Here is a 16090-nt window from a genome sequence, read left to right as displayed (position 1 = left end):
GGAGGATCCGGGGCATGACCGATTCGGCGGAACGCGACGATCAGGTGACGGAGGAGGACCGGGGCGCACGGCTGCGTGAGCGGCGGCTGGCCGCCCATCGCACGGCCCGGCGGGTGTTCGCGCGCTTCGGCTTCCACCTGACCCTCCGGGAACGCCTGGCCGTGCTGGACGAGGCGGCGGACGTCCACGACCTGGAGGAGCTGTCCGACGTGTACGGCGACGGTGTCGTCGAGGCGCTGGAGACGAAGGTCGCCGGGCTGCTCGGCACCGAGGCCGCCGCGTTCTTCCCGACGGGCACGATGGCCCAGCAGGTGGCCCTGCGCTGCTGGGCGGGCCGCACCGGGAACCGGGCCGTCGCCCTGCACGCGCTCAGCCATCCCGAGGTGCACGAGCGGAACGCGTTCAGCGAGGTCGGTGGTCTGCGCCCGGTGCGGCTGACCGGCGAGCCGCGGCTGCCGACCGCCGCCGAGGTGCGCGACTTCGAGGAGCCCTTCGGGGCGCTGATGCTGGAACTGCCCCTCAGGGACGCCGGTTTCGTGCTGCCCGCCTGGGAGGAGCTCACCGCGGTCGTTCAGGCCGCGCGGGAACGGGACGCGGTGGTGCACTTCGACGGGGCCCGCCTGTGGGAGTCCACCGTCCACTTCGGCCGCCCCCTTGAGGAGATCGCGGGCCTGGCCGACAGCGTCTACGTGTCGTTCTACAAGTCCCTGGAGGGGTTCGGCGGCGCGGCCCTCGCCGGTCCGAAGGAGCTCGTCGAGGAGGCGAAGGCCTGGCGGCACCGGTACGGCGGGATGGTCTTCCAGCAGTTCCCGACGGTGCTGTCGGCGCTGGTCGGGCTGGAGCGGCAGCTGCCCCGGCTGCCCGAATACGTGGCCCACGCGCGCGTGGTGGCCGCCGCCCTGCGTGAGGGGTTCGCGGCGGCCGGGGTGCCGTGGGCGCGCGTGCACCCGGAGGTGCCGCACACCCACGACTTCCAGGTGTGGCTGCCGTACGAGCCGGACGTCCTCGCGGAGGCGGCGGTGCGGACGGCCGAGGAGACGGGGGTCATGCTCTTCGGCAGCGGCTGGGACCGGGGCGGGCCCGGGCTGGCGCTGGCGGAGGTGCATGTGCGGGCCGCCGGGCTGGAGTGGACCGCCGAGGACGTGAAGGCGGCGGTGGCGGAGTTCGTGGCCCGGCTGCCGGAGCAGCTCAGGTAGGGCGCCGCCGCCACCGGTTCAGGGCGTCCCGGAGCCGGGGGCGGGCCGGGCGGCCGGCGAGGACCGCGCGGAACCGCCGTTCGTCGCGCCACTCCCGTACGGCCTGCCGGTCGTGCGTGCCCGGCGCGGGCGGGGCGGGCTCGCCGAGGGACCGGGCGCGGCAGGTGTCGAGGAGGTACTGCTGCGTGACGCTCATGGTGAATCGCCTCTGCGGGACGGGGTGATGGAGGTCCGAAGGCTCCGCGGCTGCCCCGGTGGTCCCACCGTGCGCCTGCGCCGAGGGCGGCGTCGCGTCGATTGACGAGGCCCGTCAATCGACGGGGGCGTTGTCAGTGGCCGGGTGCACCATGAGGGCATGAGCGTGCAGATCGACATCGCGGGGCTGCGGCCGGAGGAGGTCGCCGTCGTGCCCTCGCCCCTGGCCGAGCTCGGCATGGCGCTGCACGCGCTGTCCGAACCGGCGCACCACCCGGGCCTGCAGGGCTGGGTCACGGGCGTGACGGCCCGGCTCGACCCGCATCTGGCCGACCGGATGTGCGAGGCGGACTTCCTGTGGCGGACGACGTTCTCGGACCTGTTCCTGCCCTGGGCCGGCCTGCCGGACCGCCGCACGCTCCCGGGCGCCACCCTCGCCGAGGAGCTGGACCAGCTCGACAAGCTGTCCGACGAGCAGTTCGTGGACGCGGCACTGGAGTTCACCTGTGCCGTGGGCTACGGCGAATGCGGGCCGACGGCGCTGTCCGACCCGGAGATGCGCCGCCGCGCGCTGGATCTGGCCGCCGCACGCGGACCGCGGCAACTGCGCTTCGGCGAGCGGCTGCTGGCCGACCCGCCCAGGATCCGGGCCTGGCTGCGGCAGTTCCTCCGGGACTGCGACGAGGCGTTCTTCGCGGAGGCCTGGTCCCGGCTGCGCCACCAGCTCGCGGCGGACGCCCGGCACAAGACGGACCTGCTCCGGCGCAAGGGCCTGGCCGAGGCGCTGGCCGCGGTGTCCCCGGCGCTCACGCTCGACGAGGCGGCCACCCGGATCACGGTCGACAAGCTGGGCGACGGCCGTACGGCCACGGGCGACGGCGGCCTGCTGCTCGTCCCGACGAGCCTCGGCTGGCCGCATCTGATGGTCCTGCACCGGTACGGATGGCAGCCGGTGCTGCACTATCCGGTCGGCTCCCCGGAGCTCGCCGCACCGCAGACGCTCGAACAGCTGGCCATGCGGATGACCGCGCTGTCCCACCCGGTCCGGATGCGCATGTGCCGCCATCTGGCCCGCAGCGCGCACACCACCAGCGAGCTGGCGCAGGTGCACGGCATGACGGCCCCGGAGATATCCCGGCATCTGGCCGTGCTGAAGAAGGCCGGCCTGATCACCACCCGCCGCCGCGGCCGCTACGTCCTGCACCAGCTGGACGTGACGGTGGTGGCCCGGCTCGGCAGCGAGTTCCTGGAGGGGATCCTCAGGTAGCCGGCCCGCGGGTGCGGGTCAGCCGTGCCCGCCGGCCCGCACCAGCCCCGTCTCGTAGGCCAGCACCACGACCTGCACCCGGTCCCTGAGCCCCAGCTTGGTCAGGATGCGGCCCACGTGGGTCTTCACGGTCGCCTCCGACAGCACCAGCCGGGCCGCGATCTCGCCGTTGGACAGGCCCTGCGCGACCAGCACCATGACCTCGCGCTCGCGGTCGGTGAGCCGTTCCAGCTCCTTGTGCTGGGGCTGCTTGGTGCCCGGCAGCATCGGCGCGAAGCGGTCCAGGAGCCGCCGGGTGGTGGACGGCGCGACGACCGCGTCACCGCTGTGCACGGCCCTGATCGCGGCCAGGAGCTCAGCCGGCGGCACGTCCTTGAGCATGAAGCCGGAGGCGCCCGCCTTCAGCGCGGAGAAGGCGTACTCGTCAAGGTCGAAGGTGGTCAGGATGAGCACCTTCGGCGGGTCGGTGTCCGCGCAGATCCTGCGGGTCGTCTCCACCCCGTCGAGCTTCGGCATGCGGACGTCCATCAGCACCACGTCGACCTCGGTCGTCCGCAGTTCCTGGAGGGCCTCGACGCCGTCGCCCGCCTCCGCCACGACCTCCATGTCCGGCTGGGCGGCGAGCACCATCCGGAACCCGGTGCGCAGCAGCACCTGGTCGTCGACGAGCATCACGCGGATCGTCATCGGGCCTCTTCCCTATCGGGGTTGTTACAGGTGTCAGCAGGGGGCGTGCGCCGGCGTCAGTGCGCGGGTTTGAGCGGCAGCAGGGCACTGATGCGGAATCCTCCGCCCGGGCGCGGGCCCGCGTCCAGGGTGCCGCCGACCATACCGACTCGCTCGCGCATGCCGATCAGACCGTGGCCCTGGCCGTCGAACCCGCCCTCCTCGTACAGCTCGTGCGGGGCGCCCTTGCCGTCGTCCTCGACGAGCAGGCCGAGGCCGTCGTCGAAGTAGACCAGGCGCACGCTCGCGCCCGCGTTGGGTCCGCCGTGCTTGCGGGTGTTGGTGAGCGCCTCCTGCACGATGCGGTAGGCGGTGAGCTCGACTCCGCTGGGCAGCGGGCGGGGCGTGCCCTCGACCTTGAAGTCGACGGGCAGTCCGGAACCGCGGCACTGCTCGACGAGGTCCTCGATCTGCCGCACGTCGGGCTGCGGGACGTACTCGCCGGCCTCCTGGTGCTCGCCGGTGCGCAGCACGCCGAGCAGGCGGCGCATCTCGGCGAGGGCCTGGCGGCCGGTGGAGGAGATCGTCTCCAGGGCCTTCTTCGCCTGGTCGGGCGCGGCGTCGAGGACGTAGGCGGCGCCGTCGGCCTGGACCACCATCACCGAGACGTTGTGCGCGACGACGTCGTGCAACTCGCGGGCGATCCGGGCGCGTTCCGCGGCGACGGCGACCTTGGACTGTGCCTCGCGCTCCTTCTCCAGGCGGGCGGCCCGCTCCTCCAGCTGCGCGAAGTAGGCGCGGCGGGTGCGGATGGAGTCGCCGAGCACCCAGGCGAGGGCGAAGGGGACGGTCTGCAGGACCGCCAGGGCGATGTCGCCGGCCACCCCCGTCTGCTCGTTCGACCAGCGCAGCTGCGCCAGCGGGGCCGCGCACAGGCCGGCGATCAGCGCGAAGCGGGAGGCCCAGCGGGCGCCTTCCGCCGCGACCGTGTAGACGATCACCAGCATGGCGAAGTCGGCGGGCAGGATCGCGACATCGGTGACCAGCTGCGCCACGCCGACCGCGGCCGCGAGCAGCAGCATCTTCTCCGGCACCCGGCGGCGCAGCGCGACCACGAGGCTCAGCAGCAGCGTGACCGGAATGACGGCGGCCCACGGGCCGATCTGCTCGCCCGCCGCTCCGCCCAGTACCGAAATCCCGAGGAGGACGACGGCCCAGGTGCCGTCGACCCACATCGGGTGCCTGCGGAGGAAGTCATAGAGGCGCTGCACGTAACCCAGCGTAGGGAAGCGGGATAGGTGCAGGGGTCAACCGGAGGGCCGATCCGTACCGGGCGCGCGTACTCCGCAAGGTGGAGTTGCGTACGTTGCGTGCCCTTAGCCTGGGCCGGTGACGGCGGGAACAAGGGACCAGTGGCACGGGTGGCGCGCGGCGGCGCAGGGCGCGCTGTACGCGCCGGGTGGCTTCTACCGGCGGGCCGAGGCCGAGGGGCCGGCCGGGCACTTCCGGACGTCCGTGCACGCGTCGCCGCTGTTCGCCGAGGCCGTGGCGCGGCTGCTGTGCCGGGTCGACGAGGCGCTGGGGCGGCCCGCGGCCCTCGACTTCGTCGACATGGCGGCCGGGCGGGGCGAGCTGGCCGGCGGGGTACTGGCCGCCCTCCCCGCCGACGTGGCGGCCCGCACGCGCGCGTACGCCGTCGAGATCGCCGAGCGGCCCGCGGGGCTCGATCACCGGATCGAGTGGCTGGCCGCGCCCCCTCAGGGGACGACCGGGCTGCTGTTCGCCAACGAATGGCTGGACAACGTGCCCGTGGAGGTCGCGGAGGTGGACGCCGCGGGCGTCGCCCGGCTGGTGCTGGTCCGGGAGGACGGGACCGAGCGGCTCGGGGAGCCGGTGGAGGGAGCGCAGGCGCGGTGGCTGGAGCGGTGGTGGCCGCTGCCCGGCGAGGAGGGTCTGCGGGCCGAGATCGGCCTGCCCCGGGACGAGGCCTGGGCCGCGGCGGTCGCGACGCTTCAGCGAGGGTGCGCCGTCGCCGTGGACTACGCGCACACCGCGCAGACCCGGCCGCCGTTCGGGACGCTCGCCGGGTTCCGGGAAGGCCGCGAGACCACACCCGTCCCGGACGGCTCCTGCGACATCACGGCTCATGTCGCCCTGGACGCGTGCGCGCTGCCCGGCGGGCGTGTGCTCCCCCAGCGCGAGGCGCTGGGCGCCCTGGGCGTGACGGGCGCACGCCCCCCGCTCACGCTGGCCTCCACCGACCCCGCCGCCTACGTACGCGCCCTCGCGAGCGCCGGAGAGGCCGCCGAGCTCACCGCGACGGGCGGACTGGGCGATTTCGGCTGGCTGGTGCAGCCGGTCGGGATTCCGGACGTGCTGGCCGCACCGTCCGCATAGGCCCTACTTGTCGATGTCCCCGACCACGAAGAACATCGACCCCAGGATCGCCACCATGTCGGCGACCAGCGTCCCCGGCAGCAGCTCCGTCAGCGCCTGGATGTTGTTGTACGACGCCGAGCGCAGCTTCAGCCGGTAGGGGGTCTTCTCGCCCTTGCTGACGAGGTAGTAGCCGTTGATGCCGAGGGGGTTCTCGGTCCACGCGTAGGTGTGGCCCTCGGGGGCCTTCAGGACCTTCGGGAGCCGCTGGTTGACCGGCCCGGGCGGCAGCTCGGCGAGCCGGTCGAGGCAGGCGTCGGCCAGGTCCAGCGCGTTGTGCGTCTGCTCCAGGAGGCACTCGAAGCGGGCGAGGCAGTCGCCCTCCTGCCGGGTGACCACCTTCAGGACGTCGCCCAGCTCGCCGTAGGCGAGGTACGGCTCGTCCCGGCGCAGGTCGAGGTCGACGCCCGAGGCGCGGCCGACCGGACCGCTGACGCCGTACGCGTGGACGGCCTCCGGGGTGAGGACACCGACGCTCCTCGTGCGGCCGCGGAAGATCTCGTTGCCGAGCACCAGGTCGTCGAAGCGGTCCATCCGGGAGCGCACGTCGGCGACGGCGCTGCGCGCGCGGGTGGCCCACCCGGCCGGCAGGTCCTCCTTGAGGCCGCCCACGCGGTTGAACATGTAGTGCATCCGCCCGCCGGAGACCTCCTCCATGACGTGCTGGAGCTCCTCGCGCTCCCGGAAGGCGTAGAAGATCGGGGTGATCCCGCCGAGCTCCAGCGGGTACGAGCCGAGGAACATCAGGTGGTTGAGCACCCGGTTCAGCTCGGCGAGCAGCGTGCGCAGCCACACCGCGCGCTCGGGGACCTCCATGCCGAGCATCCGCTCCACGGCCAGGACCACGCCCAGCTCGTTGGAGAACGCCGACAGCCAGTCGTGGCGGTTGGCGAGCATGATGATCTGGCGGTAGTCACGCGCCTCGAACAGCTTCTCCGCGCCGCGGTGCATATAGCCGATCACCGGCTCCGCGTGCTTGATGCGCTCGCCGTCCAGGACGAGCTTCAGCCGCAGCACACCATGGGTCGACGGGTGCTGCGGCCCGATGTTGAGCACCATGTCGGTGCTCTCCGCGGCGCCGCCGATTCCGACCATGGTCTCCGTCGTAGGAGTCATGAACACAGTCTCTCCTACGTACGCTGGCCCCATGGATACGGGGAGTGGGCACGAGGCGGGGCCGGACGGGCCGCAGGGCATGATCGAGGCCGTCGAGAACGAGCCGGTGTGGATCGCGCTGCCGCCCGGCCTGCTGAAGATGCGCCGGCTGCTGCTGGTCGTGTGGCTCGGGCTGATCGCCCTGGCCGCCGGGCTGCTGCCGGGGCTGCTGGCCGGGCCCGCCTGGGCCGCCTTCGCGCTGCCGCCGCTGGCGCTGATGGCCTGGGGCTGGGTGATGATCGACCGCAACTGGCGTTCCTGGCGGTACGCCGAGCGCGCCGACGACCTGCTGATCAGCCGTGGCGTGCTGTGGCGCGAGGAGACGGTCGTGCCGTACGGGCGGATGCAGCTGGTCGAGGTCACCTCCGGGCCCGTCGAGCGGCACTTCGGGCTGGCCAGCGTGCAGCTGCACACGGCCGCCGCGGCCACCGACGCGACCATCCCCGGCCTGGACCCGGCCGAGGCGGAACGGCTGCGCGACCGGCTCACCGAGCTGGGCGAAGCCCGGTCGGCGGGGCTGTGACGGCGCCCGAGGCCGCCGAGGCCTCCAAGGCCGCCGCCGAGGTCACCGAGCGGCGGCTGCACCCCGTCACACCGCTGCGCCGCGCCTGGGCACCGGTCGCCGTGCTCATCGGCTGGGCCGTGCACGACCCCGACGGGGCGCAGCGCCATCTGACCCGGCTGACGACGACCACGCTGCTGATCGGCCTCGCCGTGCTCGTCCCGGCCGCCGCCCTCTACGGCTTCTGCTCCTGGTGGTTCACGCACTTCGCGGTGACCGGGACCGAACTGCGCATCCGTACCGGACTCGTCTTCCGGCGCACCGCGCACATCCGGCTGGAGCGGATCCAGGCCATCGACGTCACCCAGCCGCTGCTCGCCCGGGTCGCGGGCGTCTCCAAGCTCAAGATCGACGTCATAGGCACCGACAAGAAGGACGAACTGGCCTTCCTGGGCGCGGACGAGGCACGGACGCTGCGGGCCGAACTGCTCGCCCGGGCGGCCGGTTTCGCGCCCGAGACCGCGCACGAGGTCGGCGAGGCCCCGTCCCGGCAGCTGCTGCGGGTGCCGCCGGGCGTCCTCGCCCTGTCGCTGGTGCTGACGGGCGCGACCTGGGTGTCGCTGGCCGCGGCCCTCGTCGTCCCGCCGGTGCTGTGGCTGGCCACCCACAGCCTGTGGACGGTCCTCGCGGTCGCCCTGCCGCTGCTGGGCGCGGCGGGCGCGAGCAGCGTCGGCCGGTTCGTCGCCGAGTACGACTGGACGGTGGGCGAGTCGCCCGACGGGCTGCGCCTCGACCACGGCCTGCTGGACCGGGCCCACGAGACGGTGCCGCCGGGACGCGTCCAGACCGTACGGATCGTCGAACCGCTGCTGTGGCGGCGCCGCGGCTGGGTGCGCGTGGAACTGGACGTGGCGGGCTCGTCCAACTCCGTACTGGTGCCGGTCGCTCCGCGCGAGATCGCCGAGGACGTCGTCGCGCGCGTGCTGCCCGGGGTGAGCGTGCCGGGCCCCGAGGCCCTGTCGCCGGCGCCGCGCAGCGCCCGCTGGTGCGTGCCGCTGTGGTGGCGCGGATACGGGCTCGCCGTCACGGACGCGGTGTTCGCCGCCCGGTCCGGGCTGCTGCGGCGGAACCTGGCGCTGGTGCCGCACGCCAAGGTGCAGAGCGTGCGGATGACGCAGGGGCCGTGGGAGCGGGCCCGGGGCGTCGCCGACGTGTGTGTGGACACGGGCGCGAACAAGACGGTGCGGGCCCGGCTGCGGGACGCGGCCGAGGCGCGCGAGCTGCTGGCGGCCCAGGCGGAGCGGTCCCGGACCGGGCGCAGGGACGCGCGGCCGGACCGCTGGATGGCATGACTCCCCAAAGCCGAAGGCCCCCGGCCGTAGCCGGGGGGCCTTCCGCCACAACGGGTCTCAGGACACCGCGCTCCGCAGTCCCTGTACGTCGATCTGCTCCGTCTCGTCGTGCGCCGTCAGGTCGATGACCTGGCCGATACCGCGCGACTCCTCGTCGGCCGGCTTGTAACGGGCCTCGGTCTCGGCCTTGTGCAGGGCGAGCGCCTCCTGGCCGACGACATCGGCGAGGTCCTCGTTCTGCACGGCCTCCAGGGCCGCCCGAGAGGTGCCGGCCTTGGTGCCGAAGAAGTCGAAGCCCCCCTCGGCCAGCGGACGCCGCACCGGCGACTGCGGCGCGACGGCCACGGCGGTCGGCACGGTGTAGTGACCGGCGAGCGCGCTACCGGGCCGCGCGGACTCGGGGAGTCGCTCTCCCTCACCGGCCGACAGGGAGGTCTCACCGACCGGCACCGAGGTCTCAGCGGCCGGCGCAGTAGGCTCGTCGGCCGGCTCGGAGGTCTCGGCGGTCGCGCGCTCGTGCCCGTCGGCCGCCTCGGACTGCCCCTGCGCCTCGTCCTCCCGCGTCTGCTCTCGCTGCTCCGCCTGCTCCCGCTTCGGCTCCTGCGCGGGCTCCGCGTCCTCACCCTTCGGTACGCCGTCGCCGTCGCCGCCACCGTCCGGGTCCGGGACCGTCTCACCGTCGAACCGGGCGAGTGCCACCGCGGCCCGCAGGAACAGCCGGGAACCCTCGGGCGAGAACACGGCGGGAACCGCGGGCCCCTCCTCGACGGTGAGAGCGGCAGGCGCCTCGTCCGGCTCCGGCGCGGCGTCCGCCGCCTCCGACGCCCCCGCCGGCAGCGCGGCCCGGACCGGAGCCGTCGCCTCTATCTCGAGCACCCTGCGTTCCTCCAGGACGCTCGCGCGATCGGCCTCCGCCGTGGCGTACCGGCGCAGCAGCGCGGCGTGCTCGTTGCGCAGCCCGGCCAGTTCCGTGCGCTTGGCGCGCAGCCGCTGCTCCAGCTTCCCGCGCAGCTCGCGCGACTCCTCGAGGTCGGCCTCCAGTTCGGCGACCCGCTCCTCGAAGCGCCACTCGTCGCTCGCACGCGCGCGCGTGAGGTCGGCGACGCGCTTGCCCGCCTGAGTGTCCCAACGGCGCAGCACGACCGCGCCGATGACCGCCGTCGCCGCGGCGGCAGCGGCCAGGCCGCGGAGCGCCATCGGCTCCGTGAACACCCAGGGCCCCAGGGCGCAGACGAGGGAGACGCCTGCGATCGCCGACGGGGGCAGCATCCTGTGCAGGGGCGGTGAATGGCGGTGACGTCCACGTGGCATGGCCAGAAACTTACCGCGCGTAGGCGAATCATGGTGAGCCACCCCGCAAAAACAAAGCCACACCGAAACGTTCACACGGCATCAGAACTCGGGAAGAACCGGAATCGGCCGCTCATCCAATTCCCAAGATCATTTTCAACGGCCGCTCAGCCGCCCGCTCATCCACTCCAGCGCCGCCGGAATCTCGCGCCGCCAGGTGTTGAAGTTGTGCCCGCCGCTTTCGAGGACGATCGACGAGATCCGGGTCCGCCCGGTGCCCTTCACCCGCTCCATGAACTTCAGCGTGTCCTTGTAGTTGCTCTCCCCCCGCTTGCTGCTGCTGACCAGCAGGGACGTATCGGGAGCCGGCGTGTGCGCGAGGTACCACCACAGGTCGGCGCGATTGCGCAGCGCCTTGTCGCCCTGGAAGAGATCGCCTGTCGTGGCGTCGATCGGCGCCTTGTAGTACGCGGACAGTCCCGCCCCGGCCGCGTACACATCGGGATGGTGCAGGGCGATCTTCAACGCGCAGTAGCCGCCCGTGGAGTTGCCGATGATGCCCAGACCGCCCGGCTTTTCGGCCACCCTGTAGTGCGTGCGCAACGCGTCCGGGAGATCCTTCGCGAAGAACGACTCGGTCTGCGGACCACCCGGGATGTCGACGCACTCCGTGTCCCGGGGCGGCGCCACCGTCGGCCGCAGCATCACGAGGATCATCGGCTCCGCCCGGCCCGCCCGGGCCAGCTCCAGGGCCGTACGCGGATAGTGGAGCTTCTCCACCAGCGCCGACGCCGTACCCGGGTAGCCCGTCAGCACGACGGCCGTCGGGAACCTGTGGGTGCGGTACCGCGACTGGAAGTACTCCGGCGGCAGATAGACGTACGCGGGCGTGGCGATGTCCGTCGTACGGCCCACGATGTCGACCTGTTGGACCCGGCCGCCGGCCCGGGGCAGCGCACCGCCCGCCCCCGGCACCCGGCGCGAGCCGACCACCTCCAGCGGTCCACCGCCCGGCGTGTGGTCGACGACCACGCCCTGATCCTTCTCCTGCCCGAACAGGTCCGCCCAGCTCGCGTAGAACCCGAAGGCCTGGTTGGCGGCGAGGCCCACCGCGGCGAACAGCGCCACCTGGGTGCCCAGCAGCAGACCGACCCGCCCGCCCACGGCAGGCCAGCTGCGACGGGCCAGCCGTGGCCACAGCCAGACAGTGCCGGCGAACAGCAGTACGGCGGACAGCACCGCCAGCACCAGCACCTTGTTGCTCGTCAGACCCATGCGTTGGTTACCTGTCCGCGCTCTCCGTCCGGGCCGGCCCCGCGATCGTTTTCGCAAGGGCTTGTCCCGGACTTTCCTTGGCCTTTGAAACGGCTTTGACCAGGGGAGTGAACCTCTTCCCCCGAGACACCGTCCTAGAGGGCGCAATGTCGCCGGATGCCCGAATCGGCACCGGATCCAAGGTCTCTCGCAGAACTACGGGATGCGATGTCTGTCAGGACAGATGAGGAAATGTCGGGCGAGGTTCCGAGTCGCAGCAGCGACACGGCTCGTCCGGGCCGGATGAGCCGGATACTGCGCGGGCCACGCCCCGAGGCCGTCCCCGTCCTCGTCGGCAGAGCCTGCGCCCTGGTGGGCGCCTTGGACATCGCCGCGGGCGTCTTCCCCCGCTTCCGGCACAGCCGGATGCACGCCATCGCCGAGGTCCTGCCCGGCGCGCTCGGCCCCTTCGCGGCCGCCCTGTCCCTCAGCACCGGCGTGCTGTTGCTGCTGCTCGCCCACGGCCTCAAGCGCGGCAAGCGCCGGGCCTGGCGGGCCGCGGTGGCGCTCCTGCCCGCCGGTGCCGTCGCGCAGTTCACCTACCGGCACTCGCTCGTGGGCGTGCTGATCTCCCTGGCACTGCTGGCACCCCTGCTGCGCCACCGCGACCAGTTCAACGCCCTGCCCGACCCGCGCAGCCGCTGGCGGGCACTGGCCAACTTCGTACTCATGAGCGCCGGTTCGCTCCTGCTCGGGCTGCTCATCGTCAGCGTCCACGGCGACCGCATCATCGGCGACCCGAGCCTCGCCGACCGCATCACCCACGTCATCTACGGCCTGTTCGGCTTCGAGGGCCCGGTCGACTACCAGGGCACCACCTCCTGGACCGTCGCCTTCTCACTCGGCGCCCTCGGCCTGCTCACCGCCGTCACCACCATCTACCTGGCCTTCCGCCCCGAACACCCGGCCGCACAGCTCACCGAGGAGGACGAGACCCGGCTGCGCGCCCTGCTGGACCGGCACGGACGCCGCGACTCCCTCGGCCACTTCGCCCTGCGCCGCGACAAGGCCGTCGTCTTCTCCCCCAGCGGCAAGGCGGCGGTGACCTACCGCGTGGTCTCCGGCGTGATGCTCGCCAGCGGCGACCCGATCGGCGACGTCGAGGCCTGGCCCGGCGCCATCGAACGCTTCATGGACGAGGCCAAGGCCCACTCCTGGACCCCCGCCGTCATGGGCTGCTCCGAGACCGGCGGCGAGGTGTGGACCCGTGAGACCGGGCTCGACGCCCTCGAACTGGGCGACGAGGCGGTGGTGGACGTCGCGGATTTCTCCCTCGCCGGCCGCGCGATGCGCAACGTGCGCCAGATGGTCAAGCGCATCGAGCGCGCCGGTTACGAGACCCGGGTCCGACGTGTCCGTGACCTCGGCGAGGCCGAGCTGGAACGCATCCGGCAGGCCGCCGACGACTGGCGCGGCACCGACACCGAACGCGGCTTCTCCATGGCGCTGGGCCGCGTCGGCGACCCCGCCGACGGCGACTGCCTCATCGCCACCGCCCACAAACAGGACGAACACCCCGGCCCCTACGGCGACCTGAAGGCCATCCTGCACTTCGTGCCGTGGGGCACCGACGGCGCCTCCCTGGACCTGATGCGCCGCGACCGCTCGGCCGACCCCGGTATGAACGAACTGCTCATCGTGGCCGCCCTCCAGGCCGCCCCCAAACTCGGTATCGCGCGCGTCTCCCTCAACTTCGCCATGTTCCGCGCGGCACTGGCCCGCGGCGAGAAGATCGGTGCCGGACCGGTGCTGCGCGCCTGGCGCGGACTGCTGGTCTTCCTCTCCCGCTGGTTCCAGATCGAGTCCCTGTACAAGTTCAACGCCAAGTTCCGGCCGCGCTGGGAGCCCCGCTTCGTCGTCTACCGCGCCTCCGCCGACCTGCCCCGCATCGGTTTCGCCGCCATGCAGGCCGAGGGCTTCGTCACCCTCGCCCCGCCCCTGCCGCGCTTCCTGCGCCGCCGGCGCCTGGCCGCTCCCCGCCCGTGCGCCCACCACACCACGGCGGAACGGGACGTCCAGGCGGCGTGACCCGGCCCCCGCGCGGGGCCGTCGCCCGGGCCGCAGCGCCTGACGGCCCCCGCCGGGGCCTACGCTGAACATATGAGCAACCAGAGCGGACGCGGGCGCGTGGCGGGCCTACCGGAATGGGACCGCTGCGCGGTCATGGGAGTCGTGAACGTCACCCCCGACTCCTTCTCCGACGGCGGCCGCTTCTTCGACACCACGGCCGCCGTCAAACGGGGCCTCGACCTGGTCACCGAGGGCGCGGACCTCGTCGACGTGGGCGGCGAGTCCACCCGCCCCGGCGCCACCCGGGTCGACGAGGACGAGGAACTGCGCCGCGTCCTCCCCGTCGTCCGCGGCCTGGCCTCCGAAGGCGTCACCGTCTCCGTCGACACCATGCGCGCCCGCGTCGCCGAACGGGCCCTCGCGGCCGGTGCCGCCCTCGTCAACGACGTCAGCGGCGGCCTCGCCGACCCCCGCATGATCCCGGCCGTCGCCGACGCCGGGGCCCCCTTCGTCGTCATGCACTGGCGCGGCTTCCTCCAGGGCGGCAACGTCAGGGGCGAGTACGCCGACGTCGTCGCCGAAGTCGTCGACGAACTGCACGCGCGCGTGGAGGCCGTCCTGGCCGGCGGCATCGCCCCCGACCGCGTCATCGTCGACCCCGGCCTCGGCTTCTCCAAGGACGCCGAGCACGACCTCGCCCTCCTCGCGGGCCTCGACCGGGTCCTCGACCTCGGCCACCCGCTGCTCGTCGCCGCCTCCCGCAAACGCTTCCTCGGCCGGGTCCTCGCCGGTCCCGACGGCCCCCCACCGCCCGCCCGCGAACGCGACGCGGCCACCGCCGCCGTCTCCGCCCTCGCGGCGCACGCCGGCGCATGGGCGGTCCGCGTCCACGAGGTACGCGCCACGGCCGACGCCGTCAGGGTCGCCCGCGCCATCGCGGGAGCGCGCACAACGGGCACCGGCGCAGAAGGAACCCGGTGAGCGCCCCGCACACCGACGTCGAGCAGGTCGAGGCCGCCAACACCGCCTTCTACGAGGCGCTGGAGCAGGGCGACTTCGAGGAACTGGCGTCGCTCTGGCTGACCCCCGCCGACCTGGGCGTCGACGAGTCCTACCACGACCCTGCCGACACCGGCGTGGTCTCCTGCGTGCACCCCGGCTGGCCCGTGCTGACCGGCCGCGGCGAGGTCCTCAGGTCGTACGCGCTGATCATGGCGAACACCGACTACATCCAGTTCTTCCTGACCGATGTGCACGTCTCGGTCACCGGCGACACCGCCCTGGTGACCTGCACGGAGAACATCCTCAGCGGCGGCCCCGCACCCGAGGGCGCCGGCGAGGAGCTCGGCCCGCTCGTCGGGCAGCTCGTGGTCGCCACCAACGTGTTCCGGCGCACGCCCCAGGGGTGGAAACTCTGGTCGCACCACGCTTCCCCCGTCCTGGCCGAAACCGGCGAGGACGAGCAGGACGACACCCCCGCCTGAGTGGGTAGGCGCCAGGACGTGGTTGGAATCACGGACGCCCGGGTAGGGGCGGCTACCTACCTGTGCACCGACGGGTTCCCCAGGGGAAACGCTGGATGAATCCTGCCGGGCCCGGCCAGAGCCTCCACCCCCGTGGCCCGGCCCCGTCCGTGCGCGCAGGTAGATTCGACTGAGGCCGGTGTGCCGACCGCACACGGCACCGCCCGGCCCTGACCGACGATTGCAGGAGTGATTCGCGTGGATCGTGTCGCGCTGCGCGGCCTGAAGGCCCGCGGGCACCACGGCGTGTTCCCCGAGGAACGCGAAGAGGGCCAGACCTTCATCGTGGACCTCGTCCTCGGCCTGGACACCCGACCGGCCGCGGCCGACGACGACCTGGCGAAGACCGTGCACTACGGCATCGTGGCGGAGGAGGTCGTGGCCGTCGTCCAGGGCGAGCCCGTCGACCTCATCGAGACGCTCGCCGAGCGCATCGCCCAGGTCTGTCTGAAGCACGAGGGAGTACAGGAGGTCGAGGTCTGCGTCCACAAACCGGACGCCCCGATCACCGTCCCCTTCGACGACGTGACCGTCACCATCACCCGGAGCCGAGCATGACCGCGCCCTTCATCAAGGGTCCCAGCGACCCGACCGTTCAGCCGGTACCCGCCTCCGTCGTCGAGAAGGTCGACGCCGCCGACACGACCCTGTCCAACCCCAAATGGGCCGTGGTCGCTCTCGGGTCCAACCTCGGCAACCGCCTGGAGACCCTCCAGGGAGCCGTCGACGCCCTCGGGGACACGCCCGGCCTCCGCATCAAGGGCGTCTCCCCGGTCTACGAAACCGAACCCTGGGGTGTGGACCCCGGCAGCCAGCCCGCCTACTTCAACGCCGTCGTGGTCCTCAAGACCACCCTCCCGCCGTCCTCGCTCCTGGAGCGCGCGCACGCGGTCGAGGAGGCCTTCCACCGCGTCCGGGACGAGCACTGGGGCCCCCGCACCCTCGACGTCGACATCGTCTCCTACGCCGATGTCGTCTCCGACGACCCGCAGCTCACCCTCCCCCACCCCCGCGCCCACGAACGCGCCTTCGTCCTGGCCCCCTGGCACGACCTGGACCCCGGGGCGCAGCTGCCCGGCCGCGGTCCCGTCGCCGGTCTCCTCGACACCGTCACCCGGGACGGGGTGGCGCCCCGCAAGGACCTGGAACTCCGGCTGCCCGAGTAGCCGTTAAGGTCAAGACGG

16 protein-coding genes are annotated in these 16090 nt (G+C 73.0%); 10 read left to right on the top strand and 6 right to left on the bottom strand.

The window, feature by feature from the left end:
- Window positions 1–14: 14 nt before the first annotated feature.
- Window positions 15–1196 carry a low specificity L-threonine aldolase gene (locus tag G3I77_RS34395; RefSeq protein ID WP_248510162.1) on the top strand — a complete coding sequence of 394 codons (1182 nt, stop codon included), beginning with the start codon at window positions 15–17 and terminating at the stop codon, window positions 1194–1196.
- Here G3I77_RS34395 and G3I77_RS34390 read toward each other — a convergent pair.
- A complete protein-coding gene (locus tag G3I77_RS34390) occupies window positions 1189–1392 on the bottom strand; it encodes a hypothetical protein (RefSeq protein ID WP_248510160.1) in 204 nt (67 codons plus the stop codon). The genes G3I77_RS34395 and G3I77_RS34390 overlap by 8 nt on opposite strands.
- Window positions 1393–1551: 159 nt before the next feature.
- Between G3I77_RS34390 and G3I77_RS34385 the strand changes: the two genes are divergently transcribed.
- Window positions 1552–2658 carry a DUF5937 family protein gene (locus G3I77_RS34385; protein ID WP_248510157.1) on the top strand — a complete coding sequence of 369 codons (1107 nt, stop codon included), beginning with the start codon at window positions 1552–1554 and terminating at the stop codon, window positions 2656–2658.
- An 18-nt stretch (window positions 2659–2676) separates the two neighbouring features.
- On the opposite strand, the gene G3I77_RS34380 is transcribed toward G3I77_RS34385, so the two are convergent.
- A complete protein-coding gene (locus G3I77_RS34380) occupies window positions 2677–3345 on the bottom strand; it encodes a response regulator transcription factor (protein WP_248510155.1) in 669 nt (222 codons plus the stop codon).
- A 56-nt stretch (window positions 3346–3401) separates the two neighbouring features.
- On the bottom strand, window positions 3402–4595 hold the full coding sequence (locus G3I77_RS34375) for a sensor histidine kinase (protein ID WP_248510153.1): 1194 nt from the start codon (window positions 4593–4595) through the stop codon (window positions 3402–3404).
- Window positions 4596–4713: 118 nt separating this feature from the next.
- On the opposite strand from G3I77_RS34375, the gene G3I77_RS34370 reads away from it, so the two are divergent.
- The gene (locus G3I77_RS34370) at window positions 4714–5721 is read left to right on the top strand and encodes an SAM-dependent methyltransferase (protein ID WP_248510152.1); all 1008 of its coding nucleotides are present in this window, start codon (window positions 4714–4716) and stop codon (window positions 5719–5721) included.
- A 3-nt stretch (window positions 5722–5724) separates the two neighbouring features.
- Here G3I77_RS34370 and G3I77_RS34365 read toward each other — a convergent pair whose 3' ends face one another.
- Window positions 5725–6876, bottom strand: coding sequence for an NADH-quinone oxidoreductase subunit D (locus G3I77_RS34365; RefSeq protein ID WP_248510146.1), 1152 nt, complete (start codon window positions 6874–6876; stop codon window positions 5725–5727).
- A gap of 31 nt (window positions 6877–6907) precedes the next feature.
- On the opposite strand from G3I77_RS34365, the gene G3I77_RS34360 reads away from it, so the two are divergent.
- Window positions 6908–7438: a PH domain-containing protein gene (locus tag G3I77_RS34360; protein WP_374387914.1), complete on the top strand. Its 531-nt coding sequence runs from the start codon at window positions 6908–6910 to the stop codon at window positions 7436–7438.
- Entirely contained in the window at window positions 7435–8769 is a 1335-nt protein-coding gene (locus G3I77_RS34355) for a PH domain-containing protein (protein ID WP_248510145.1), read from the top strand. Before G3I77_RS34360 ends, G3I77_RS34355 begins: the two co-directional genes overlap by 4 nt.
- 57 nt (window positions 8770–8826) lie before the next feature.
- Here G3I77_RS34355 and G3I77_RS34350 read toward each other — a convergent pair whose 3' ends face one another.
- Together G3I77_RS34350 and G3I77_RS34345 are read right to left on the bottom strand one after the other, a co-directional pair.
- A complete protein-coding gene (locus tag G3I77_RS34350; protein ID WP_248510143.1) occupies window positions 8827–10080 on the bottom strand; it encodes a hypothetical protein in 1254 nt (417 codons plus the stop codon).
- Window positions 10081–10215: 135 nt separating this feature from the next.
- Entirely contained in the window at window positions 10216–11334 is a 1119-nt protein-coding gene (locus G3I77_RS34345) for an esterase family protein (RefSeq protein WP_248510141.1), read from the bottom strand.
- Between the two features lie 231 nt (window positions 11335–11565).
- Here G3I77_RS34345 and G3I77_RS34340 point away from each other — a divergent pair, with 231 nt between their 5' ends.
- The 5 genes from G3I77_RS34340 (at window position 11566) to folK (ending at window position 16072) form a co-directional block, all read left to right on the top strand.
- The gene (locus G3I77_RS34340) at window positions 11566–13401 is read left to right on the top strand and encodes a phosphatidylglycerol lysyltransferase domain-containing protein (protein ID WP_248510139.1); all 1836 of its coding nucleotides are present in this window, start codon (window positions 11566–11568) and stop codon (window positions 13399–13401) included.
- A gap of 72 nt (window positions 13402–13473) precedes the next feature.
- A complete protein-coding gene (gene folP / locus G3I77_RS34335; RefSeq protein WP_248510137.1) occupies window positions 13474–14364 on the top strand; it encodes a dihydropteroate synthase in 891 nt (296 codons plus the stop codon).
- A complete protein-coding gene (locus tag G3I77_RS34330) occupies window positions 14361–14867 on the top strand; it encodes a nuclear transport factor 2 family protein (protein WP_248510135.1) in 507 nt (168 codons plus the stop codon). The genes folP and G3I77_RS34330 overlap by 4 nt, the downstream gene beginning before the upstream one ends.
- 237 nt (window positions 14868–15104) lie before the next feature.
- A complete protein-coding gene (gene folB, locus G3I77_RS34325; protein ID WP_248510120.1) occupies window positions 15105–15464 on the top strand; it encodes a dihydroneopterin aldolase in 360 nt (119 codons plus the stop codon).
- Window positions 15461–16072, top strand: coding sequence for a 2-amino-4-hydroxy-6-hydroxymethyldihydropteridine diphosphokinase (gene folK / locus G3I77_RS34320; protein WP_248510118.1), 612 nt, complete (start codon window positions 15461–15463; stop codon window positions 16070–16072). The genes folB and folK overlap by 4 nt, the downstream gene beginning before the upstream one ends.
- The last annotated feature ends 18 nt before the right edge of the window (window positions 16073–16090 follow it).

Origin of the sequence: Streptomyces sp. D2-8, assembly GCF_023184515.1 — a bacterium.
Classification (GTDB): domain Bacteria; phylum Actinomycetota; class Actinomycetes; order Streptomycetales; family Streptomycetaceae; genus Streptomyces.
The sequence above is the reverse complement of the archived record's forward strand: the minus strand, read 5'-3'. Positions and strand labels throughout refer to the sequence as shown.

Excerpts from the sequence above, each read along its gene's own strand:
- G3I77_RS34345 (WP_248510141.1), bottom strand. The coding sequence starts at position 11,334 with ATGGGTCTGACGAGCAACAAGGTGCTGGTGCTGGCGGTGCTGTCCGCC.
- G3I77_RS34380 (WP_248510155.1), bottom strand. The coding sequence starts at position 3,345 with ATGACGATCCGCGTGATGCTCGTCGACGACCAGGTGCTGCTGCGCACC.
- G3I77_RS34365 (WP_248510146.1), bottom strand. The coding sequence starts at position 6,876 with ATGACTCCTACGACGGAGACCATGGTCGGAATCGGCGGCGCCGCGGAG.
- folP (WP_248510137.1), top strand. The coding sequence starts at position 13,474 with ATGAGCAACCAGAGCGGACGCGGGCGCGTGGCGGGCCTACCGGAATGG.
- G3I77_RS34350 (WP_248510143.1), bottom strand. The coding sequence starts at position 10,080 with ATGCCACGTGGACGTCACCGCCATTCACCGCCCCTGCACAGGATGCTG.
- G3I77_RS34340 (WP_248510139.1), top strand. The coding sequence starts at position 11,566 with ATGTCGGGCGAGGTTCCGAGTCGCAGCAGCGACACGGCTCGTCCGGGC.
- G3I77_RS34390 (WP_248510160.1), bottom strand. The coding sequence starts at position 1,392 with ATGAGCGTCACGCAGCAGTACCTCCTCGACACCTGCCGCGCCCGGTCC.
- G3I77_RS34385 (WP_248510157.1), top strand. The coding sequence starts at position 1,552 with ATGAGCGTGCAGATCGACATCGCGGGGCTGCGGCCGGAGGAGGTCGCC.
- folK (WP_248510118.1), top strand. The coding sequence starts at position 15,461 with ATGACCGCGCCCTTCATCAAGGGTCCCAGCGACCCGACCGTTCAGCCG.
- G3I77_RS34395 (WP_248510162.1), top strand. The coding sequence starts at position 15 with ATGACCGATTCGGCGGAACGCGACGATCAGGTGACGGAGGAGGACCGG.
- G3I77_RS34360 (WP_374387914.1), top strand. The coding sequence starts at position 6,908 with ATGGATACGGGGAGTGGGCACGAGGCGGGGCCGGACGGGCCGCAGGGC.